The following is a 17,789-nucleotide window of genomic DNA, read 5'->3' as shown; positions in this document are numbered from 1 at the left end:
TGTGATGTATTAACTTTTAGCTCAGATTTAAAAATAATCAATTCAAAAGTATGGCTGCAGTAGAATCCACCATGATGCCTATAGGCACAGTAGCTCCGGACTTTGACTTGCTGGATGTAATATCCGGTGAAAACAAAACCCTCGAAGATGTTCGATTAGAATACGGCGTAGTAGTAATGTTTATTTGCGCCCATTGTCCTTATGTGAAAAATATCGAAGAGGAAATTGCGGTTATCGCCAGACAATACTCTTCTCAGAAAATTGGATTTGTGGCTATTAGTTCAAATGATCCTGCTGCTTATCCAGATGACTCACCAGAAGGACTCAAAGAGCAAGCTGAGGAGTTTGAATTTAATTTCCCTTACTTGTTTGATGAAACGCAAGAAGTTGCAAAAGCTTACCAGGCTGTATGTACGCCTGATTTTTTCTTGTTTGACGAAGATCTCAAATGTATTTATCGTGGCCGTTTCGACGCAAGTACCCCAGGAAATCCTGAGCCAGTTACTGGAGATGACTTAGTAAATGCATTAGAGGCGCATTTGGAAGATGAACCTCAGATCGAGGATCAAAAACCTAGTATAGGCTGTAGCATTAAATGGAAAAACTAGTATTTATTTAATAAGTCTGCTTGTTCTTGCAATGCTTCTTTAAATTCTCTTTTAAGCCTGTCGGCAAGTTCGCTTAGACTGGGTGAATCTGCTATTTTGGTGACGCCTTGTCCAGCAGACCAGATCGTTTTCCAAGCTTTTGCCTCGTCGCTAGTGTCTAATTCTTCCCCAAAGTCAACTTTAGCGGTATTCTTCCACATTTCTTCAGTAATACCCATGGATTCAAGACTTGGCCTCAAAAAGTTTGCATTTACACCTGAAACTGCAGCTGTGTATACAATATCTGATGCACCCGCATTTATAATCATTTGTCGATATTCCTCCGATGCCTCGCTTTCTTGAGTATTTATAAACCTTGTACCCATGTAAGCAAGGTCAGCACCCATTTGCATGGCTGACGCTACATCTCTTCCTGTTGAAATACATCCAGACAGTAAAATGGTTTTTTTAAAAAATTGACGAACCTCGCCAATAAAAGGCATTGGATTCAGCGTGCCTGCGTGACCACCTGCACCTGCGCAAACCAAAATCAGCCCATCTACACCCGCCTCGGCCGCCTTTTCAGCATGACGCTTCATGATTACATCGTGAAATACCAATCCTCCGTAGCTATGAACGGCATCCACTAGTTGACTCACAGCACCTAATGAAGTAATAATCAGAGGCACCTTATGTTTGACAACTATTGCTAAATCTGCCTCTAAACGAGGATTAGTCTTATGCACAATAAGATTTACTCCAAATGGAGCAGCTTTTTTTCCAGTCTCTTTTTCCCATCTATCCAATTCCTCCTTTATTTCGATCACCCACTCTTCAAATCCTTCTGTAGTTCTGTTATTTAATGCTGGGAACGTTCCTACAATGCCGTTTTTACAGCATTCGATTACCATTTTGGGTCCTGAAATAAGAAACATGGGAGCAGCAACTGCTGGAAGAGATAGGTCTGAAATAAAAGGTGCTTTCATAAAACTGTAGAGAAATAAATGTTAAATAGAGACTGGCAAGAATACTCAAACAAGTGATTTCGTCAAAATATGAATAAAATCTATACTGCTTGAGAGACTATTTCATTTTAGGATCAAGCTGTGATTATGTAAATTGCGCATCCATTTTAAGCCATGAGCATACACGGAAATATTAAAATTGTTACTACCCATCAACTTCAAGAAATGAAGTCGAAAGGGGAAAAGATATCCATGTTAACAGCCTATGACTACTCAATGGCTAAGATTATTGATCAAGCAGGAGTAGACGTAATCTTAGTTGGTGATAGTGCCTCTAATGTAATGGCTGGTAACGAGACAACACTTCCAATTACGCTTGATCATATGATTTGGCACGCCACCTCCGTGGTTAAAGCTGTAAACCGTGCTTTGGTGGTAGTAGATGTACCATTTGGTAGTTACCAAGGAAGCTCATCTGAAGCATTGCGATCATGCATTAGAATAATGAAGGAATCTGGAGGGCATGCAGTGAAAATGGAAGGAGGGGTTGAGATTAAAGAGAGTATTTCTCGTGTACTTTCTGCCGGAATCCCAGTGATGGGCCATCTTGGTCTTACTCCACAATCTATTTATAAGTTTGGCACGTACACTGTTCGTGCAAAAGAGGAGGCTGAAGCGCAAAAATTATTGGAAGATGCCAAAATTTTAGAAGAGCTTGGTTGCTTTGCAATTGTTTTGGAAAAAATTCCGTCACAACTAGCAAAGAAGGTTTCTGAGTCTATTTCCATACCTACAATTGGAATTGGTGCAGGCCCAGATACTGATGGTCAGGTTTTGGTGGTTCATGACATGTTAGGAATCACTCAAGATTTTAAGCCAAGGTTTTTAAGACAATACGCAGATTTAAATGCGATAATGAAAGATGCATTTGAGAATTATGTGTCTGATATTAAATCCAAAGAATTTCCTAACGAAAAAGAGAGTTATTAAGAACTTATTGCTGCAGATGATGTTAGCGACTAGTAAACCAAACTAAAAAACATAGACCAATAGAAATGGCCAAGATTATATATACACATACCGACGAAGCTCCTGCTTTGGCAACTAAATCTCTACTTCCGATTGTTAAAGCTTTTGCAGGCAAGGCAGGTGTTAATATAGAAACCAGAGATATCTCATTAGCGGGTAGAATAATTGCTGTATTTCCTGAATTTTTGTCTGAAGACCAGCGAATTGGAGATGCGCTTTCAGAACTAGGTGAAATAGCAAAAACGCCAGAAGCTAACATCATCAAATTGCCTAATATCAGTGCTTCTATCCCTCAGCTTACTGCAACTATCAAGGAGCTGCAATCTCAAGGATACGCGCTTCCAGATTATCCAGTAGATCCGCAAAATGATGAAGAGAAAGATGTAAAAGCTAGATACGATAAGGTAAAAGGCAGTGCGGTAAATCCGGTGTTGAGAGAAGGAAACTCTGATCGTCGAGCTCCAAAAGCTGTAAAAAATTACGCAAAAAAATTCCCTCATAGCATGGGAGCGTGGGCATCTGATTCTAAATCTCATGTTGCTAGTATGAGTGGTGGTGATTTCTATGGAAGTGAAAAATCAACAACAGTTGAGTCTGCAACTGATGTTAAAATCAACTTCGTTGGTTCTGAGGGTTCTGCTAAGACATTAAAAGAAAGTTTCCCTATTCAAGCTGGAGAAGTTATTGATGCTTCAGTTATGAATATGGATAAGTTGAAATCTTTCATCGCTGCTGAAATTGAAGATGCAAAAGCGAACAATGTGCTTTTCTCATTACATATGAAGGCTACAATGATGAAGGTTTCTGATCCGATCATCTTTGGGGCTGCTGTAGAAGTTTTCTATCAGGACGTCTTTGAAAAACATGCTGATTTGTTTGCTAAAATTGGTGTGGACGCAAAAAGTGGTATTGGTGATGTCTACAATAAAATCCAATCTTTGGATGAAGCCAAGAGAAGCGAGATAGAAGCAGATGTTGAAAAAGTTTATGAATCTCGTCCTGCTTTAGCAATGGTGAATTCGGATAAAGGAATCACGAATTTACATGTGCCAAGTGATGTGATTATTGATGCTTCAATGCCAGCAATGATCCGCACATCTGGACAGATGTGGAATAAGGATAATAAAACTGAAGATACTAAAGCGGTCATTCCGGACAGATCGTATTCTGGAGTCTATCAGACGGTTATAGAAGATTGTAAGAAGAATGGGGCTTACGATCCTACCACCATGGGAAGTGTACCTAATGTAGGATTAATGGCGCAAAAAGCAGAAGAATACGGTTCGCACGATAAAACATTCCAATTTGATGATGCTGGAAAGGTTCAGGTTATTGCAACAGATGGAAGCGTTCTCTTAGAGCAAGACGTGAATCAGGGAGATATTTTCAGAATGTGTCAAGTGAAAGATGCTCCTGTACAAGACTGGGTGAAGTTGGCAGTAAATCGCGCAAAAGCCACAGGTTCTCCTGCAGTGTTTTGGCTAGATAAGAACAGAGCGCATGATGCAGAGCTTATTAAAAAAGTTGAGGTTTATTTAAAAGACCACAATACAAATGGGCTTGAGATTCACATCATGTCTCCAGTGGAAGCGACACAGTTTTCTGTAGATAGAATTCGTGAAGGACAGGATACAATTTCTGTAACGGGAAATGTTCTTAGAGATTATTTGACTGACCTTTTCCCAATTTTGGAAGTAGGAACAAGTGCGAAAATGCTTTCGATTGTTCCATTAATGAATGGCGGCGGATTGTTTGAAACTGGAGCAGGCGGTTCAGCGCCTAAGCATGTTCAGCAATTTGTTGAAGAAGGTCACTTACGGTGGGACTCGCTAGGAGAGTTTTTGGCCTTAGCAGTTTCTCTAGAACATCTTGGAGAAAAGTATGACAATAAGAGAGCAAAAGTGCTTGGTGAAGCGTTAGATAATGCTACATCCAAATTATTGGAAGAGAACAAGTCTCCTTCTAGAAAAGTAAATGAAATTGATAACCGAGGAAGCCATTTCTACCTTGCAATGTACTGGGCAGAGATGCTAGCTGCACAAAGTGATGATGCTGAATTAAAATCAACATTTGAATCTGTTGCAAGTGATTTAGCAGCAAATGAATCCAAAATAAATGATGAGTTAATTGCAGCTCAAGGTTCTGCAGTGAATATCGGAGGCTATTATCAGCCTGATGAAAATTTAGCAAGCACTGCTATGAGAGCCAGCAGTACGTTGAATCAGATTATTGACTCGATTTAAAAGAACTTTGTAAAAAATTTAAAGCCCGATTCATTCGGGCTTTTTTATTACTTCTTGCCAAAAGAGAAGCTTGTAGAACTATTTACCAACCTTCCGGTTTGGTCAAAAACATAGATCGTATTTAAGGAGCCTTTGCCAAGATTTAAAGATGAATTCATGTAATTCCCAAAGACTACATCATTTAATTCACTTAAATCACCTGATGGATAATTAAATAATCTAATATCATTAGACATGAAATTGATAAAATCAGACTGGTACGCTAACTCACTCAGTTCGCGTTCAGAAGGAAGTTTCAATTGAAAGTTTGTCGATTGAAGTTGAGTCTTATTAAGGTTTGAAAACAAGTTTACAGGTTGATTTCTAGATAAAAATGATGAATTTTCATTGTTTTCCTGCCCAAAACACATTGACGAAGAAAGTACTAATAAGCCTATTATTACCTGTTTCATATTCCTTTATCGTTTTATTTTATAACGATTTTCCTATTGGATTTGTTAATAAAAAAGGGAGCCAACTTTCACTGACTCCCTGCATTGGGTTAATTAAATCATCCGAATTCTATTGATTCCTCATCCTGCTGCGCAATGGTGAATGGCTGGTGATACCAGCGCTTACCAGTTGCTTGATACATTGCATTTGACAGTGCGGCTACAGCTGGAGGAAGTCCAGGCTCCCCAAGTCCAGTTGGAGCAATCTCATTTTGAACAAAATGAACTTCTATTTCTTCTGGTGCTTGAGTGTGTCTAATTAAATTGTATTTATCAAAATTCTGCTGCTGTGGAATCCCATTCTCAAATGTGAGCTGGCTATACATAGAATGCCCAATTCCATCAATGATTCCACCTTCTATTTGATTTTTCGCTCCTTCAGGATTAACTACAATGCCACAGTCCACCGCAGCAGTCACTTTCTTAATTTTTGGCTGACCATCTTGCATGATAAGATCAACCACTTCTGCTACATATGAAAAGTGACAGTAGTACACCGCAATTCCTCTATATACACCTGGAGTCTCTTGACCCCAGTTGGCTTTTTCCCTTGCCAACTTCAGGACTCCCGCGTAGCGATCTGCATCATAGTCATATGCTTCACCTACAGGATTGTTTTTAGCCCTGTCAAATAGTTCAAGTCGAAAATCTATTGGATCCTTTCCTGCTACTTCTGCCACCTCGTCTAAAAAGGCTTGTTCAGCACCTGCAGTGAAATGGGAACGTGGAGCTCTCCAAGCTGCTGTTGTGATATTGGTTGAAGATGCTATTCGTTCAGCATGGTAATTTTCTACCGCACCAGCCGGAAATCGATTTGGGAAAACAGAACCGCCCGGCAGTCCAACTCCTCTGGCTTGAAACGCAATCATGTTGCCATTCTCGTCTAATCCTGCTTTGTAAACTGATCGGTATGGAGGGCGATAGGTTCCTTGTGTCATATCGTCTTCTCGCTTATAAATCAATTTTATAGGCACACCGGCTTTCTTGGAAATAGCTGCTGCTTCAACACCAAAGCTTCCGTATAGTCTGCGACCAAAGCCACCACCTTGTCTTGTCATATCTACTGTGATGTTCTCCAAAGGCATATCCAGCAAGGCTGAAACCATACCTTCGAGCGCTTCTGGCGTTTGAATTGGTCCTACTAGCTCTGCCTTATCTTCCGTTACATTGGCAAAAAAGTTCATTGGTTCCATGGTATTATGAGCCATGAAAGGAGAAGTGTAAGTGCGTTCCACTACTTTGGCAGCCTTAGCGAATGCAGCATCGACATCCCCGTCTTTTCTATCTTCAATGATCTCACCATTTTCTAAATCAGTGACCATTCGTACTTGGTGCATCTCCGAATTTTCTGGTGCACTTGTTTCTTCATATTCTACTTTCAGCGCTTTTTTTGCCTTCATGAGTTGCCACGTAGTTTCTCCTACGATTGCAACTAATTGCTGAAAGGCATTGACAGCACTCCAGCTATCTGATCCAGTATTAGTATCAATTATAAATGCATCAGTTACTCCGGACATAGCCTTGATCTCTTCCTCATTAAAACTCAAGATCTTAGTTCCAAACGCTGGAGGGTGATGGATTACAGCCAACTTCATTCCTTCCACCTCATAGTCAATTCCGAAAAGAGGTTTACCAGTTACAATTTTCTCACCATCTACATTTTTAGTAGGTTTTCCAATGAGCTTGTAATCTTTAGGCTCCTTTAATGTCACTTCTTCTGGCACTTCAATATCTACAGCTTTAGCTACGATATCACCGTAACCCATACTTCTTTCACCACCTTTCTCCTTAATAATGCCACCTTCAGCTATTAAATCTGAAGCACTAACTCCCCATTCCTTTGCCGCTGCTAGTAAAAGCATTTGTTTGCCAGTGGCTCCAGCCATTCTCAATGCATCCCAACTCAATCTTAGAGATAAGCTTCCTCCCGCAAACTGGTTCTGATAGAATCCGGTGTTAAGGGGAGCTTGTTCTACTACAACATTATTCCAGTCGACATCCAATTCTTCCGCTACCACCATTGGCATAGAAGTCTTGATGTTTTGACCAATCTCTGGATTTGGAGAATAGATCGTTACGAGGCCAGTATCTCCAATTTTGACATATCCATTGATGTCAAACCATTCACTTGGTATTGCAAGCTGTTCTTCAGGAGTTGAGGCAGGCGTACAGCCAGTCAACCAATTAAATCCTATAAGCATTCCACCTCCAGCCGCAGCAGAAACCTTCAAAAATGATCTTCTATTGTATTGTGTTTTAATAAGTGTCATAGTCGTAAGATTTAAGCGTTTTTAGCTGCAGTTTGAATTGCTTTGTTGATTCGCGTATATGTCCCACATCTACAAATATTTCCATTCATAGCTGTCGCTATTTCCTCTTGCGAAGGATTAGGGTTCTTATCTAGAAATGCCGCGGCATTCATGATTTGACCAGCCTGACAATAACCACATTGTGGTACATCGTGCGCTATCCATGCTTTTTGAACTGGGTGATCTCCATTTTCAGAAAGACCTTCGATAGTAGTCACTTCTTTGTTACCCACTGCAGATATTGGAAGCGAACATGATCGTATGGAGTTTCCGTCAAGATGTATGGTACATGCGCCACATTGAGCTACTCCACATCCATACTTTGTTCCTACAAGCTTTAAATGATCTCTTAAAACCCATAATATTGGTGTATCTGAATCTACATCCAGTTGATGAGATTTTCCATTCACCTTAATTGTAAATGCTGCCATATAAAATGTTGATTGAGTTGGTCTAACAAATTACTAAATTCAGAAGACAAACGCTTGCTAACTTGGATCAAAAGACAGGATTTTACTCGAGTGGTAGTGAGACTAAGAATGAATAATGAATAAATTCATGTTTCGAATTCAATTGAAAAATGAAAGCTGAGATAGATAAACCCATTAATTCGTTAATAAGCACCTTGCCGCAGGTTGGGAGTCTAGAATGGATTGGAATTCGACCGGAGCGAAAAAAACCTCTTAAAAATGTGTTAGAACTCAATGTAAGTGTAGATGGAGGTTTAGAAGGTGATCACTTTGCCGGGAAATACAGTTTGAAAAGGCAGGTTACGCTTATTCAATATGAGCATTTAGAAGCGGTCTTCTCTATCATGGGAGTTTCAGATTTTGATCCAGGAATAGTTAGAAGAAACTTGGTGATAAAAGGTGTCAACCTATTTGCCCTTAGAGATCAAAAATTTAGGATTGGTGAAGTGGTTTTTGAGGGAACTGGCTATTGCCATCCTTGCTCAAGAATGGAAGAAAATTTAGGTCCAGGTGGATATAATGCTATGCGAGGACATGGAGGTATTACCGCTCATGTAGTTAGCGGAGGACGAATAAAAATTGGAGACGAGGTTAGATTAGTTGTCAATGAGTGAACAGCCTATATATCTGGATTATAATGCGACAACACCTGTAGATGATCAAGTGCTACAGGCAATGCTTCCATATTTTAAGGAAAGCTTTGGTAATGCATCTAGCGTACAACATGCATATGGTTGGGATGCCGAAGAAGCGGTGAATATGGCAAGGGATCAAGTTGGAATATTAATTGGAGTAAAACCTCAAAATCTCATTTTCACCTCAGGAGCAACTGAGGCAATCAATCTAGGAATTCGTGGCGCCGTAGCATCTAATGAGAGTAAGAATCACATTATTACGTGCTGTAGCGAACACAAAGCTGTACTGGATACCTGTGATTATTTAAAGTCAATTGGAGTAGAAATAACCATACTCGATATTAACGCTGATGGACTAATAGACCTAGCAGAACTTCAAGCTGCAATCCAGGAAAATACCTTGATGGTATGTGTAATGTCTGCCAACAATGAAACAGGTGTTTTACAGGAAATGGATCTGATTTCGCAGATATGCGAAGAGAATGAAATTCTTCTCTTTTCGGATATCACTCAAGCTGTCGGAAAAATCCCTCAAAATCTACAAGAATCGAATATTGATATTGCAGCGTTTTCTTCGCACAAATTGTATGGACCAAAAGGTGTTGGTGCGCTGTATGTGAATGATTTGAGCACCATTGCTCCAATGGTTTATGGAGGTGGTCACGAAAAAGGATTGAGGTCAGGTACATTGAATGTGCCTGGCATTGTTGGCTTTGGTAAAGCATGTGAAGTCGCTGGACATTTACTTAATTCTGAGATGGATCGCTTAAAAAAACTTAGAGATTTTCTTGAATCAGAACTTTTGCAGCTGGGAGGGATTCAGATAAATGGACAAAAGACTAACCGACTGAGTCATGTATCCAATGTGTCATTTCAAGACATAGATGGAAGCAGATTGATACGATCACTTAAGGGTATCGCAGTATCTCAAGGCTCAGCTTGCAATTCTTCTGTGATTGAACCATCTCACGTTTTGAAAGGAATGGGCATCAGCGACCAACTGGCATTTTCGTCCCTACGCATTTCGCTGGGAAGATTTACATCAGAAGAAGAGGTTCGCAAAGCAATTCAAATTATTCGATCAGTTATCGAGCAACAACGCATGCAGCTGTTATGAGAGAAATTGATGCAATCATCGAATCTTATGAGCAAGCCAAATCAACAGATTTAGCATGCGTTTTGGCAACGGTTGTTCACGTGGAAGGCTCGTCTTACCGAAGGGCAGGGGCTAGAATGCTGGTTGATGAAGATGGAATGATGACTGGAGCGATCAGTGGTGGCTGCTTGGAGGGAGATGCGTTGAGAAAGGCCTTACATGCACTTCATCAAAATAAGAATAAGCTGGTGACATACGACACCAGTGATGAACATGATGCAGCCATTGGTGCTCAACTTGGATGTAATGGTGTCATTCAGGTTCTGTTCGAACCTATCGATTTTCAACATTCCAGTAACCCGATTGAATTACTTAAAAGAGCGAATACACAGAATGAATCAACTGTTATTGGCACTTATTTTCACTTAGATAAAGCTCAAGATCAATTTGGCACAACATTCCTGGTTAATAGTGATCTAAGCGTAAGTGGGAGTGAAAAAGCAAAAGATATTCATGATCACGTGATTCAAGATTGTGAAGCGGCATTCGATCAACAGACCTCACTCTTTAGAGAATACATCATAAACGACGAAAGGCAGTTTCTTTTTCTTGAAGTTTTCAATCAACCTCCAACATTGGTTTTGGTAGGTGCTGGAAATGATGCGCAACTCCTGGCACAAATGGCTGAGGTTCTAGGCTGGAATATTATTATTTCAGATGGCAGACCTACGCATGCAAATGCTGAGAGATTTGCTAGTTCGTGTCAAGTCATAGTCACAAAGCCAGAAGAGATTTTGAAAGAGGTATCTCTTTCTGATCGAACTGTGTTTGTTCTGATGACTCATAATTATCGATATGATATAGCTGTCTTAAAAGTCTTACTTAAAGAAGGTGGAATTCCATACATCGGAATATTAGGCCCTAAAAAAAAATACGACCGAATGCTCAACGATTTGAAGGATGAAGGAATTGAGCTGACGGAGGAGCAGCACTCAATAATCCATGCACCAGTTGGGCTTGAAATTGGAGCCGAAACACCGGCAGAGATTGGTTTGTCAATTCTTGCTGAAATTCAATCAGTACTTACCGAAACGAATGGAGGTCGTCTGAAGTCAAAGGATGGGCCTATCCATAGAAAGAAGAATAATGAATTCAAACAGATAGTCATTGAGTAGGTTGTCAAATATCGGATTGGTATTATTGGCGGCAGGAGAATCAAAACGCTTGGGTCAGCCAAAGCAGCTTGTGAAGTATCAAGGTATATCTCTGTTGCAACGGGCAATAGATACAGCTGAAGAAGTTAACCTACAGTCACGAGTTCTAATTGTAGGTGGATATTCAGATGAGGTTTTAAGTGAAACTAATTGCAAATCTTTCCATGTTGAAAAGAACGAAGCGTGGCGAGATGGTATGGCTGGAAGCCTCGTGCTGGGTTTGCAAACAACTATAAAACTTAACCCGCAGATTGATGGAGTTTTGGTCATGGTTTCAGATCAGCCATTTATAAACACTGAATTATTAAACCGTTTGATCGACCAATATGCCGAGAAATCAGACATTGTAGCTTCCGAGTATGAAGGAATCGCTGGCGTTCCTGTGCTACTTGGAGAGGAGTATTTTGATGAGATCAAAGAGCTGGATGGTGATTATGGCGCACGAAAAATAGTGAAAAAGCATTCTGAAAAAGTGAAGACAATCAAATTTGATCAAGGTAATTTTGATATAGATACACCTCAGGATTTGGAGAGGTTGAATGGAATAAAAAATTGATATGGCAGTAGTAGTAAAATATTTCGGTGCGATTGCTGAAGCAACAGGAGTGGCTGAAGAGCGAATGGAACTAGACGATGTTAAGAACAGTCTGGAGGTTTTAAAAGCTAATTGCCTTTCCAAGTATCAGACGATTGGGGACCTTTCTTTCCAACTATCAGTTAACCAATCTTTATCCCCAGCGGATGATTTGAAGGATGGAGATGAAGTTGCCTTTTTACCACCTTTTGCCGGCGGGTGATGACTGATTTTTCACGATATGATAGACAAGTAAAGCTTTCTGAGATTGGTGCTGAAGGTCAGGAAAAGCTACATGCTGCAAAAATTCTGATTATTGGAGTTGGTGGGCTTGGCTGCCCAGCTTCCATGTATTTAGCTGCTGCGGGAGTTGGGAATATTGGATTGATAGATTTTGATAAGGTGGATGAGTCCAACCTTCATAGGCAAGTGCTATTTACCGAAGACGATTTAGGTAAGAATAAAGCTGAAGCCGCGAAGGATAGGCTAAATAGTCGGAATTCCCATATTAACATCAATGCTTTCAATGTTCCTTTCGGAATTGATAATGCCATCGAACTTATTTCAAAGTATGATTTAATCTTAGATGGTACCGATAATTTTCAGACAAAATATTTGATTAATGATACGTGTGTGAAAGCTAAAAAACCATTTGTTGGGGCATCTATCTACAAGTACCAAGGGCAATTATCCGTGTTTAATTATCAAAATGGTCCTAGCTATCGGTGTTTGTATCCTAATCACCATTACAAGGACAGTAGTAATTGTGAAGAAACCGGTGTGCTTGGTGTCTTGCCAGGAATATTAGGCACGATGCAAGCAACGGAAGCTCTTAAAATCATTCTGGGTGTTGGAACACCCTTGTCTGGTAAAGTCAAGATCTTAGATACACTCACAATGCAGGATCAACTGATTCAATTCCAACGAAAGGAAGATGAGATAAATAAGATTAAGAATCAACCGTTAGAATTGGAGCAGGCCATTTGCTCGCTTTCAGAGGTAAGTCATCTTTATCTTGATGTTAGAGAACCTTTTGAACAGCCAAGACCCTCAAATGATAATCTGATTGAAATCCCATTGAATCAATTGAAAGAGCGTAATGACGAGATACCTAAGGATCAGGCAGTGCATGTTTTTTGTCAGTCGGGAATTCGAAGTAAAAAAGCGATTGAGCTGCTAGAGAAAGAATTTGGATTCTCTAACTTGGTAGACGCAGGAGGAATAGAAGAATTAATACAATGAGCGAAAAGAAACCTAAGAAGGTATTTATGGATGGGCCAATCCCTCCAGAGAAGATTGCAAAATCGATTGCCAATCATCAGTCGAAAACGAATATAGGGGCGCACAGCATTTTTCTGGGTCAGGTTCGAGCAGACGAAATTGATGGTAATATTGTTCAAGCCATTGATTATACCGCATATGAAGAGATGGCTGAAAAAGTATTTCACGAAATACGAGAATCTGCCTTCGATCAGTTTGATATGACTTGCTGCCACATCTACCACAGTTTGGGTCAAGTGAAATCGGGAGAACTGTGCCTGTTTGTATTCACCTCTTCTGCTCATAGAAAAATTGCAATTGAAGCATGCAACTACCTGGTTGAAGAGATTAAAGCCAAAGTCCCAGTTTTTGGCAAAGAAATATTTGAAGATGAAACCCATCAATGGAAAGTGAATCAATAAATGGTAGATATCACACATAAATCGAATACGCTAAGAGTAGCTACCGCACAGGCTATAGTAAAGGTGGGTAGCCAGGAAACCATAGACCTCATTAATAATGGTCAGATTCCAAAAGGTGATGTGTTCGAAATGTCTAGAGCAGCGGGTTTGCTTGGGGTAAAAAAAACACCCGATTTGCTCCCAGATTGTCATCCCTTGCCTATTGAGTATACTGGAGTTGAGTATGAGATAGATGGTTTAGAAATTACGATTTTAATGACAGTCAAAACTATCTATAAAACGGGGGTGGAGGTAGAAGCAATGCATGGAGCAAGTATCGTTGCTTTGAATATGTATGATATGCTTAAACCAGTAGACAAAGAAGTAGAGATCAGCACGATTAAATTACTTAAAAAGACTGGTGGGAAATCTACCTATCATAAGCCATCAAAGGGCCTTTCTTGTAAAATAGTAGTATGCTCAGATTCGGTTTCTAGTGGGGATAAAGAAGACAGAGGAGGCAAATTATTGCTCTCCAAAATGGAAGAGTTTGGGTTGGAATCTTCCTATGAAGTAATTCCTGACTCATCTGAACTTATTCAAAAGCAAGTAGATGAATTGGTAACCGACCTACTGATTTTTACCGGCGGGACAGGTGTTGGTCCACGTGATATTACGCCAGATACCGTAAGGCCATTGCTCGACGCAACATTTCATGGTGTGGAAGAAGAGATGCGAAGGTATGGTCAAGAGCGGATGCCATATGCGATGCTATCAAGGTCAGTCGCAGGAATTAAAAATGGCAAAGTAATATTAGCTATACCTGGTTCTACTGGTGGCGTTTCGGACTGCCTGAATGCAGTATTTCCGCATTTATTTCACGTTTTTCATGTGTTGAAAGGGGGTGGTCATTGACTGAAGCCAAAATCATCGATTCGTTTGGGAGACCTCATACCTACTTAAGAATTTCACTTACAGATAGGTGTAACTTGCGTTGCTTCTATTGCATGCCAGAAGAGGGTATTGAGCTGATGGAAAAACCCAGCATCATGACATTGGAAGAGATCATTGCCATTTCTAAAACCTATGTTGATCTAGGGGTTGATACGATTCGATTAACAGGTGGAGAGCCTTTGGTGCGTAAGAACTTCGAATATTTAGTCCGTGAATTGACCAAGCTAAATATTACACTTAAGCTTACTACCAATGGAATCCTCTTAGATAAGTACTACGATCTTTTTGAAGAGATTGGATTGAAGAAGATCAATGTGAGTTTAGACTCCTTGGATAAAGCGAAAAATGCGTTCATCACCAAACGAGATTATTACGATCGCATCATGCAGAATATTCAAGATGGGATATCAAGAGGATTTCAGATTAAACTAAATGTGGTCCTTATTAAGGGAGTAAACGAAAAAGAGATCAAAGACTTTATCGCCCTTACGAAGGATAAAAATGTGGTGGTGAAGTTTATTGAGTTTATGCCATTTAAGGGGAATAAATGGGATTGGAGCAAAGGCGTGAGTGAGGAAGAAATTCTAAATGAAGCTCAGCGTGCCTTTGGGAAAGTAGACACCTTGGAAAATCCCAAGCATAGTACTTCTAACAACTATCAAGTCGAAGGGCATAAAGGGACTTTTGGCATAATTAGTACGATCACAAATCCGTTTTGCTCGGACTGCAATCGCATTCGGCTGACTGCCGACGGAAAAATGAAAAATTGTCTTTTTGCAAATTCTGAAACTGATATCCTTGGTCCATACCGCAATGGCGAATCCATTGACCAATTAATTCTGGATACGATCCAAACAAAGAAGTATTCACGTGATGGTATGGAACTAAAGATGGATGCCGATCAATACGAAAATAACCGTTCCATGATTTCAATAGGAGGCTAATGGTATCAATTAAAGAAGCACTCGAATTAGTAAATCAACAAAAGGTAAAGTTGATTCAAGACAATCTTCCATTGGCTCAATCGCTAGGTTGCTACTTATCAGAAGATATAAGTTCTCCATTCGACTTACCCTCTTTTGACAATTCTGCAATGGATGGTTACGCAGTTTGTGGCTTTGCGCAACAATTTGAAATCATTGGCGAAGTAGCTGCGGGAAATACCTCTAGCAATTCACTTTCCGATGGAAAAGCTATGAGGATTTTTACTGGGGGGAAGGTGCCAGAAAATACAACTGCTGTGATAATGCAGGAGAAAACTAAAGTTGAGGGAACTACCTTGATTTTAGAAGAAGAGGTTACAGATGGAAAAAATGTAAGGAGAAAGGGGACTGAAATAGCCGAAGGTCAAGTGGTGTTTAAGAAAGGCCATAAAGTAACTCCTGCTACTGTGGGCGTGTTAAGTTCATTGGGGTATGGTTCAGTAGCTGCCTATCAGCAACCTGTTATCCACGTGATTGCAACTGGAAATGAATTAATAGAGCCAGGTGAAAAAAAGGAGACTGGGCAGATTTATGAATCTAACAGTCAGACCTTGGCAACAGCTCTTCAAGATCACGGATTTTACTGTGGTTCTCAGCAAAAAATCGCTGATGATTTAGAAGCAATTGCAGATGGTATCGATGAGAACTTAGAACAATGTGATGTGTTACTCATTACAGGAGGGATTTCTGTTGGCGATTACGATTATGTCAAGCAGGCACTTCAAGAAAATGATGTAGAAGAGATTTTTTACAAAGTATTTCAAAAGCCAGGAAAACCACTCTACTTCGGTAGGAGAGATGATCAATACGTATTTGCGCTTCCAGGAAATCCAGCTTCTTCTCTGACTTGTTTTTATGTACATGTGCTACCTCTACTCCAACGGCTATCCGGTGGCACTGGAAATGGGCTCATGAAGATTAATGTTCCCATTGCTCATGAATACGAAGTGAAATTTGATCGGCCGGTCTTCTTGAAAGCGTTGATTGAGGATAATCACGTTTCCATTCTAGATGGTCAAGGATCTTCCATGATTCATTCTATGGCACAAGGAAATGCGCTGGCCTTTGTACAAGGACCTGTTCAGTACAGTAAGGGTGATCCCATTGAGTGTTTATTAATTTAATGCCATGGAGATAGAGATACTCCTTCCATTAATATTTCTCTTTGTCGCGCTGTTTTATTCATCAGTAGGATTTGGTGGCGGCTCAAGCTACCTCGCTATCATGAGTATATTTTTGACAGACTTCTATGAGATTCGATCTACCGCCCTTCTTCTGAATATCACAGTAGTCACCATTGGGACGATGATGTATGTACGCCATCGGGTCTTTGACTGGAAGTTGTTTTGGCCATTCATCATACCCAGCATACCATTGGCTTATCTAGGTGCCCAGATGAAGTTATCTGAAAAGACGTTCTTTTTGATCTTGGGTAGCCTTTTGATTTTGTCTTCCTTATCAATGATTACCAAGTATGTTGAAGATCGTGTTAAAATGCGAGACTTTGAGTTATGGAAACGGCTAGGTCTTGGCGGATTAGTAGGTTTCTTTGCAGGTATATCAGGTATTGGAGGAGGCATTTACCTCTCACCAGTGTTGAATATGATGAACTGGCAGAATGCACGGAAAATTGCTTCTTTGGCTTCCGTTTTTATACTTGTTAATTCACTTTCTGGGCTTTTAGGACTGTTAGCCGTAAATACATTCACTTTTGACAGTCAGCTGACCATTCGTTTGATCATAGCAGTGTTTATAGGTGGAATGATCGGTTCTTATCTATCTAACAAAAAGTTCAATACAAAAATCATTGGATTACTGACAGCCGCACTAGTGATGTATGTAGGACTTAGGCTGTTACTTCTCCATGGATGCGGGATAAAAATATAGGCTTATGCATTTAGATTCAATCTATGTTGGCAAACTGACGAAAGCGGAATTTAATGGACACGAAATTTCCACTGGCATTTTTAAAAACAAAGTTGATGGTCCGGTGAGAGTCTCGACCTTCAATGTTGAAGGAGACAAGCAGGCTGACCTGAAAGTACATGGAGGAGTAGACAAGGCAGTGTATGCTTATCCTGCAGAACATTATGAATTTTGGAAAGAGGAGCGCTCAGATTTGCATTTTGAAAAAGGAAACTTTGGCGAAAATCTTTCCACTTACGGATTGGACGAGACCAATACTTTTATTGGCGATGTATACGAGTTGGGATCAATCTTGCTTCAGGTGACAAGCCCTCGTATGCCATGCTTTAAACTAGGCATTCGAATGGGTGATTCAAGGTTTATCAAAGACTTCATGAAAGCTGAGAAAAACGGATTTTATTTCAAGGTTTTGCAAGAAGGGACGATTGAAGCAGGAGATGAAATCAGGAAAATAAAGGAAGATGGACATCAGCTAAGTGTAAGGGAAGTAATACAGCTTTATACCACTCGTAAAAATGATAAAGAGCTATTACAAAAAGCAGTTGATTCCCCTAGTCTGCCCCAGGATTGGGTTGATCATTTTGAGGTGATTTTAACAAGGCTTCCATAAAAGGGAAAATCACGGAATCTTATTTGGCTTTTTTACGTTTAT

Annotated in this window: 19 protein-coding genes; 15 read left to right on the top strand and 4 right to left on the bottom strand. The window is 40.1% G+C overall.

Translation table 11 applies throughout. From position 1 onward, the window contains the following. Positions 1-50: 50 nt before the first annotated feature. Positions 51-608: a thioredoxin family protein gene (locus ACY650_RS05115; protein WP_462252406.1), complete on the top strand. Its 558-nt coding sequence runs from the start codon at positions 51-53 to the stop codon at positions 606-608. On the opposite strand, the gene ACY650_RS05110 is transcribed toward ACY650_RS05115, so the two are convergent. Next, on the bottom strand, positions 605-1,573 hold the full coding sequence (locus ACY650_RS05110; RefSeq protein ID WP_462252404.1) for an NAD(P)H-dependent flavin oxidoreductase: 969 nt from the start codon (positions 1,571-1,573) through the stop codon (positions 605-607). The genes ACY650_RS05115 and ACY650_RS05110 overlap by 4 nt on opposite strands. 153 nt (positions 1,574-1,726) lie before the next feature. Here ACY650_RS05110 and panB point away from each other — a divergent pair, with 153 nt between their 5' ends. Then, positions 1,727-2,542, top strand: a complete 816-nt coding sequence (panB, locus tag ACY650_RS05105; RefSeq protein WP_462252402.1) for a 3-methyl-2-oxobutanoate hydroxymethyltransferase — start codon at positions 1,727-1,729, stop codon at positions 2,540-2,542. Positions 2,543-2,607: 65 nt separating this feature from the next. Beyond that, positions 2,608-4,824, top strand: a complete 2,217-nt coding sequence (locus tag ACY650_RS05100; protein ID WP_462252401.1) for an NADP-dependent isocitrate dehydrogenase — start codon at positions 2,608-2,610, stop codon at positions 4,822-4,824. A 47-nt stretch (positions 4,825-4,871) separates the two neighbouring features. Here the strand turns inward: ACY650_RS05100 and ACY650_RS05095 are convergent, their stop codons facing one another. The 3 genes from ACY650_RS05095 to ACY650_RS05085 all read right to left on the bottom strand — a co-directional run bounded on the left by ACY650_RS05095 (position 4,872) and on the right by ACY650_RS05085 (position 8,055). Then, positions 4,872-5,276, bottom strand: coding sequence for a hypothetical protein (locus ACY650_RS05095; protein WP_462252399.1), 405 nt, complete (start codon positions 5,274-5,276; stop codon positions 4,872-4,874). A 98-nt stretch (positions 5,277-5,374) separates the two neighbouring features. Continuing rightward, positions 5,375-7,585, bottom strand: a complete 2,211-nt coding sequence (locus tag ACY650_RS05090) for a molybdopterin cofactor-binding domain-containing protein (protein ID WP_462252397.1) — start codon at positions 7,583-7,585, stop codon at positions 5,375-5,377. 11 nt (positions 7,586-7,596) lie between these two features. Then, positions 7,597-8,055: a (2Fe-2S)-binding protein gene (locus tag ACY650_RS05085; RefSeq protein ID WP_462252395.1), complete on the bottom strand. Its 459-nt coding sequence runs from the start codon at positions 8,053-8,055 to the stop codon at positions 7,597-7,599. A gap of 149 nt (positions 8,056-8,204) precedes the next feature. On the opposite strand from ACY650_RS05085, the gene ACY650_RS05080 reads away from it, so the two are divergent. Genes ACY650_RS05080 through ACY650_RS05025 form a run of 12 tightly spaced genes read left to right on the top strand, consistent with a single transcriptional unit; the run spans position 8,205 to position 17,747 of the window. Next, a complete protein-coding gene (locus ACY650_RS05080) occupies positions 8,205-8,708 on the top strand; it encodes an MOSC domain-containing protein (RefSeq protein ID WP_462252393.1) in 504 nt (167 codons plus the stop codon). After that, positions 8,701-9,846, top strand: a complete 1,146-nt coding sequence (locus ACY650_RS05075) for a cysteine desulfurase family protein (RefSeq protein ID WP_462252391.1) — start codon at positions 8,701-8,703, stop codon at positions 9,844-9,846. The genes ACY650_RS05080 and ACY650_RS05075 overlap by 8 nt, the downstream gene beginning before the upstream one ends. Further along, a complete protein-coding gene (locus ACY650_RS05070; RefSeq protein WP_462252389.1) occupies positions 9,843-11,000 on the top strand; it encodes an XdhC family protein in 1,158 nt (385 codons plus the stop codon). The genes ACY650_RS05075 and ACY650_RS05070 overlap by 4 nt, the downstream gene beginning before the upstream one ends. Continuing rightward, on the top strand, positions 10,993-11,595 hold the full coding sequence (locus tag ACY650_RS05065) for a nucleotidyltransferase family protein (protein WP_462252387.1): 603 nt from the start codon (positions 10,993-10,995) through the stop codon (positions 11,593-11,595). The genes ACY650_RS05070 and ACY650_RS05065 overlap by 8 nt, the downstream gene beginning before the upstream one ends. A 1-nt stretch (position 11,596) precedes the next feature. Next, positions 11,597-11,836, top strand: coding sequence for a MoaD/ThiS family protein (locus ACY650_RS05060; protein WP_462252385.1), 240 nt, complete (start codon positions 11,597-11,599; stop codon positions 11,834-11,836). Further along, the gene (gene moeB / locus ACY650_RS05055; RefSeq protein WP_462252384.1) at positions 11,836-12,855 is read left to right on the top strand and encodes a molybdopterin-synthase adenylyltransferase MoeB; all 1,020 of its coding nucleotides are present in this window, start codon (positions 11,836-11,838) and stop codon (positions 12,853-12,855) included. The genes ACY650_RS05060 and moeB overlap by 1 nt, the downstream gene beginning before the upstream one ends. Next, positions 12,852-13,295: a molybdenum cofactor biosynthesis protein MoaE gene (locus ACY650_RS05050; RefSeq protein WP_462252382.1), complete on the top strand. Its 444-nt coding sequence runs from the start codon at positions 12,852-12,854 to the stop codon at positions 13,293-13,295. Before moeB ends, ACY650_RS05050 begins: the two co-directional genes overlap by 4 nt. Then, on the top strand, positions 13,296-14,189 hold the full coding sequence (gene moaCB, locus ACY650_RS05045; RefSeq protein ID WP_462252380.1) for a bifunctional molybdenum cofactor biosynthesis protein MoaC/MoaB: 894 nt from the start codon (positions 13,296-13,298) through the stop codon (positions 14,187-14,189). Further along, a complete protein-coding gene (gene moaA / locus ACY650_RS05040; protein ID WP_462252378.1) occupies positions 14,186-15,172 on the top strand; it encodes a GTP 3',8-cyclase MoaA in 987 nt (328 codons plus the stop codon). Before moaCB ends, moaA begins: the two co-directional genes overlap by 4 nt. After that, complete coding sequence (locus ACY650_RS05035; RefSeq protein ID WP_462252376.1) at positions 15,172-16,335, top strand: molybdopterin molybdotransferase MoeA; 1,164 nt, start codon at positions 15,172-15,174, stop codon at positions 16,333-16,335. The genes moaA and ACY650_RS05035 overlap by 1 nt, the downstream gene beginning before the upstream one ends. A 4-nt stretch (positions 16,336-16,339) precedes the next feature. Next, on the top strand, positions 16,340-17,098 hold the full coding sequence (locus ACY650_RS05030; RefSeq protein ID WP_462252374.1) for a TSUP family transporter: 759 nt from the start codon (positions 16,340-16,342) through the stop codon (positions 17,096-17,098). 4 nt (positions 17,099-17,102) lie between these two features. Then, entirely contained in the window at positions 17,103-17,747 is a 645-nt protein-coding gene (locus ACY650_RS05025) for an MOSC domain-containing protein (RefSeq protein ID WP_462252372.1), read from the top strand. Positions 17,748-17,789: the final 42 nt, after the last annotated feature.

The sequence above is a fragment of the Ekhidna sp. genome (assembly GCF_963691765.1).
Classification (GTDB): Bacteria; Bacteroidota; Bacteroidia; order Cytophagales; family Cyclobacteriaceae; genus Ekhidna.
The sequence above is the reverse complement of the archived record's forward strand: the minus strand, read 5'-3'. Positions and strand labels throughout refer to the sequence as shown.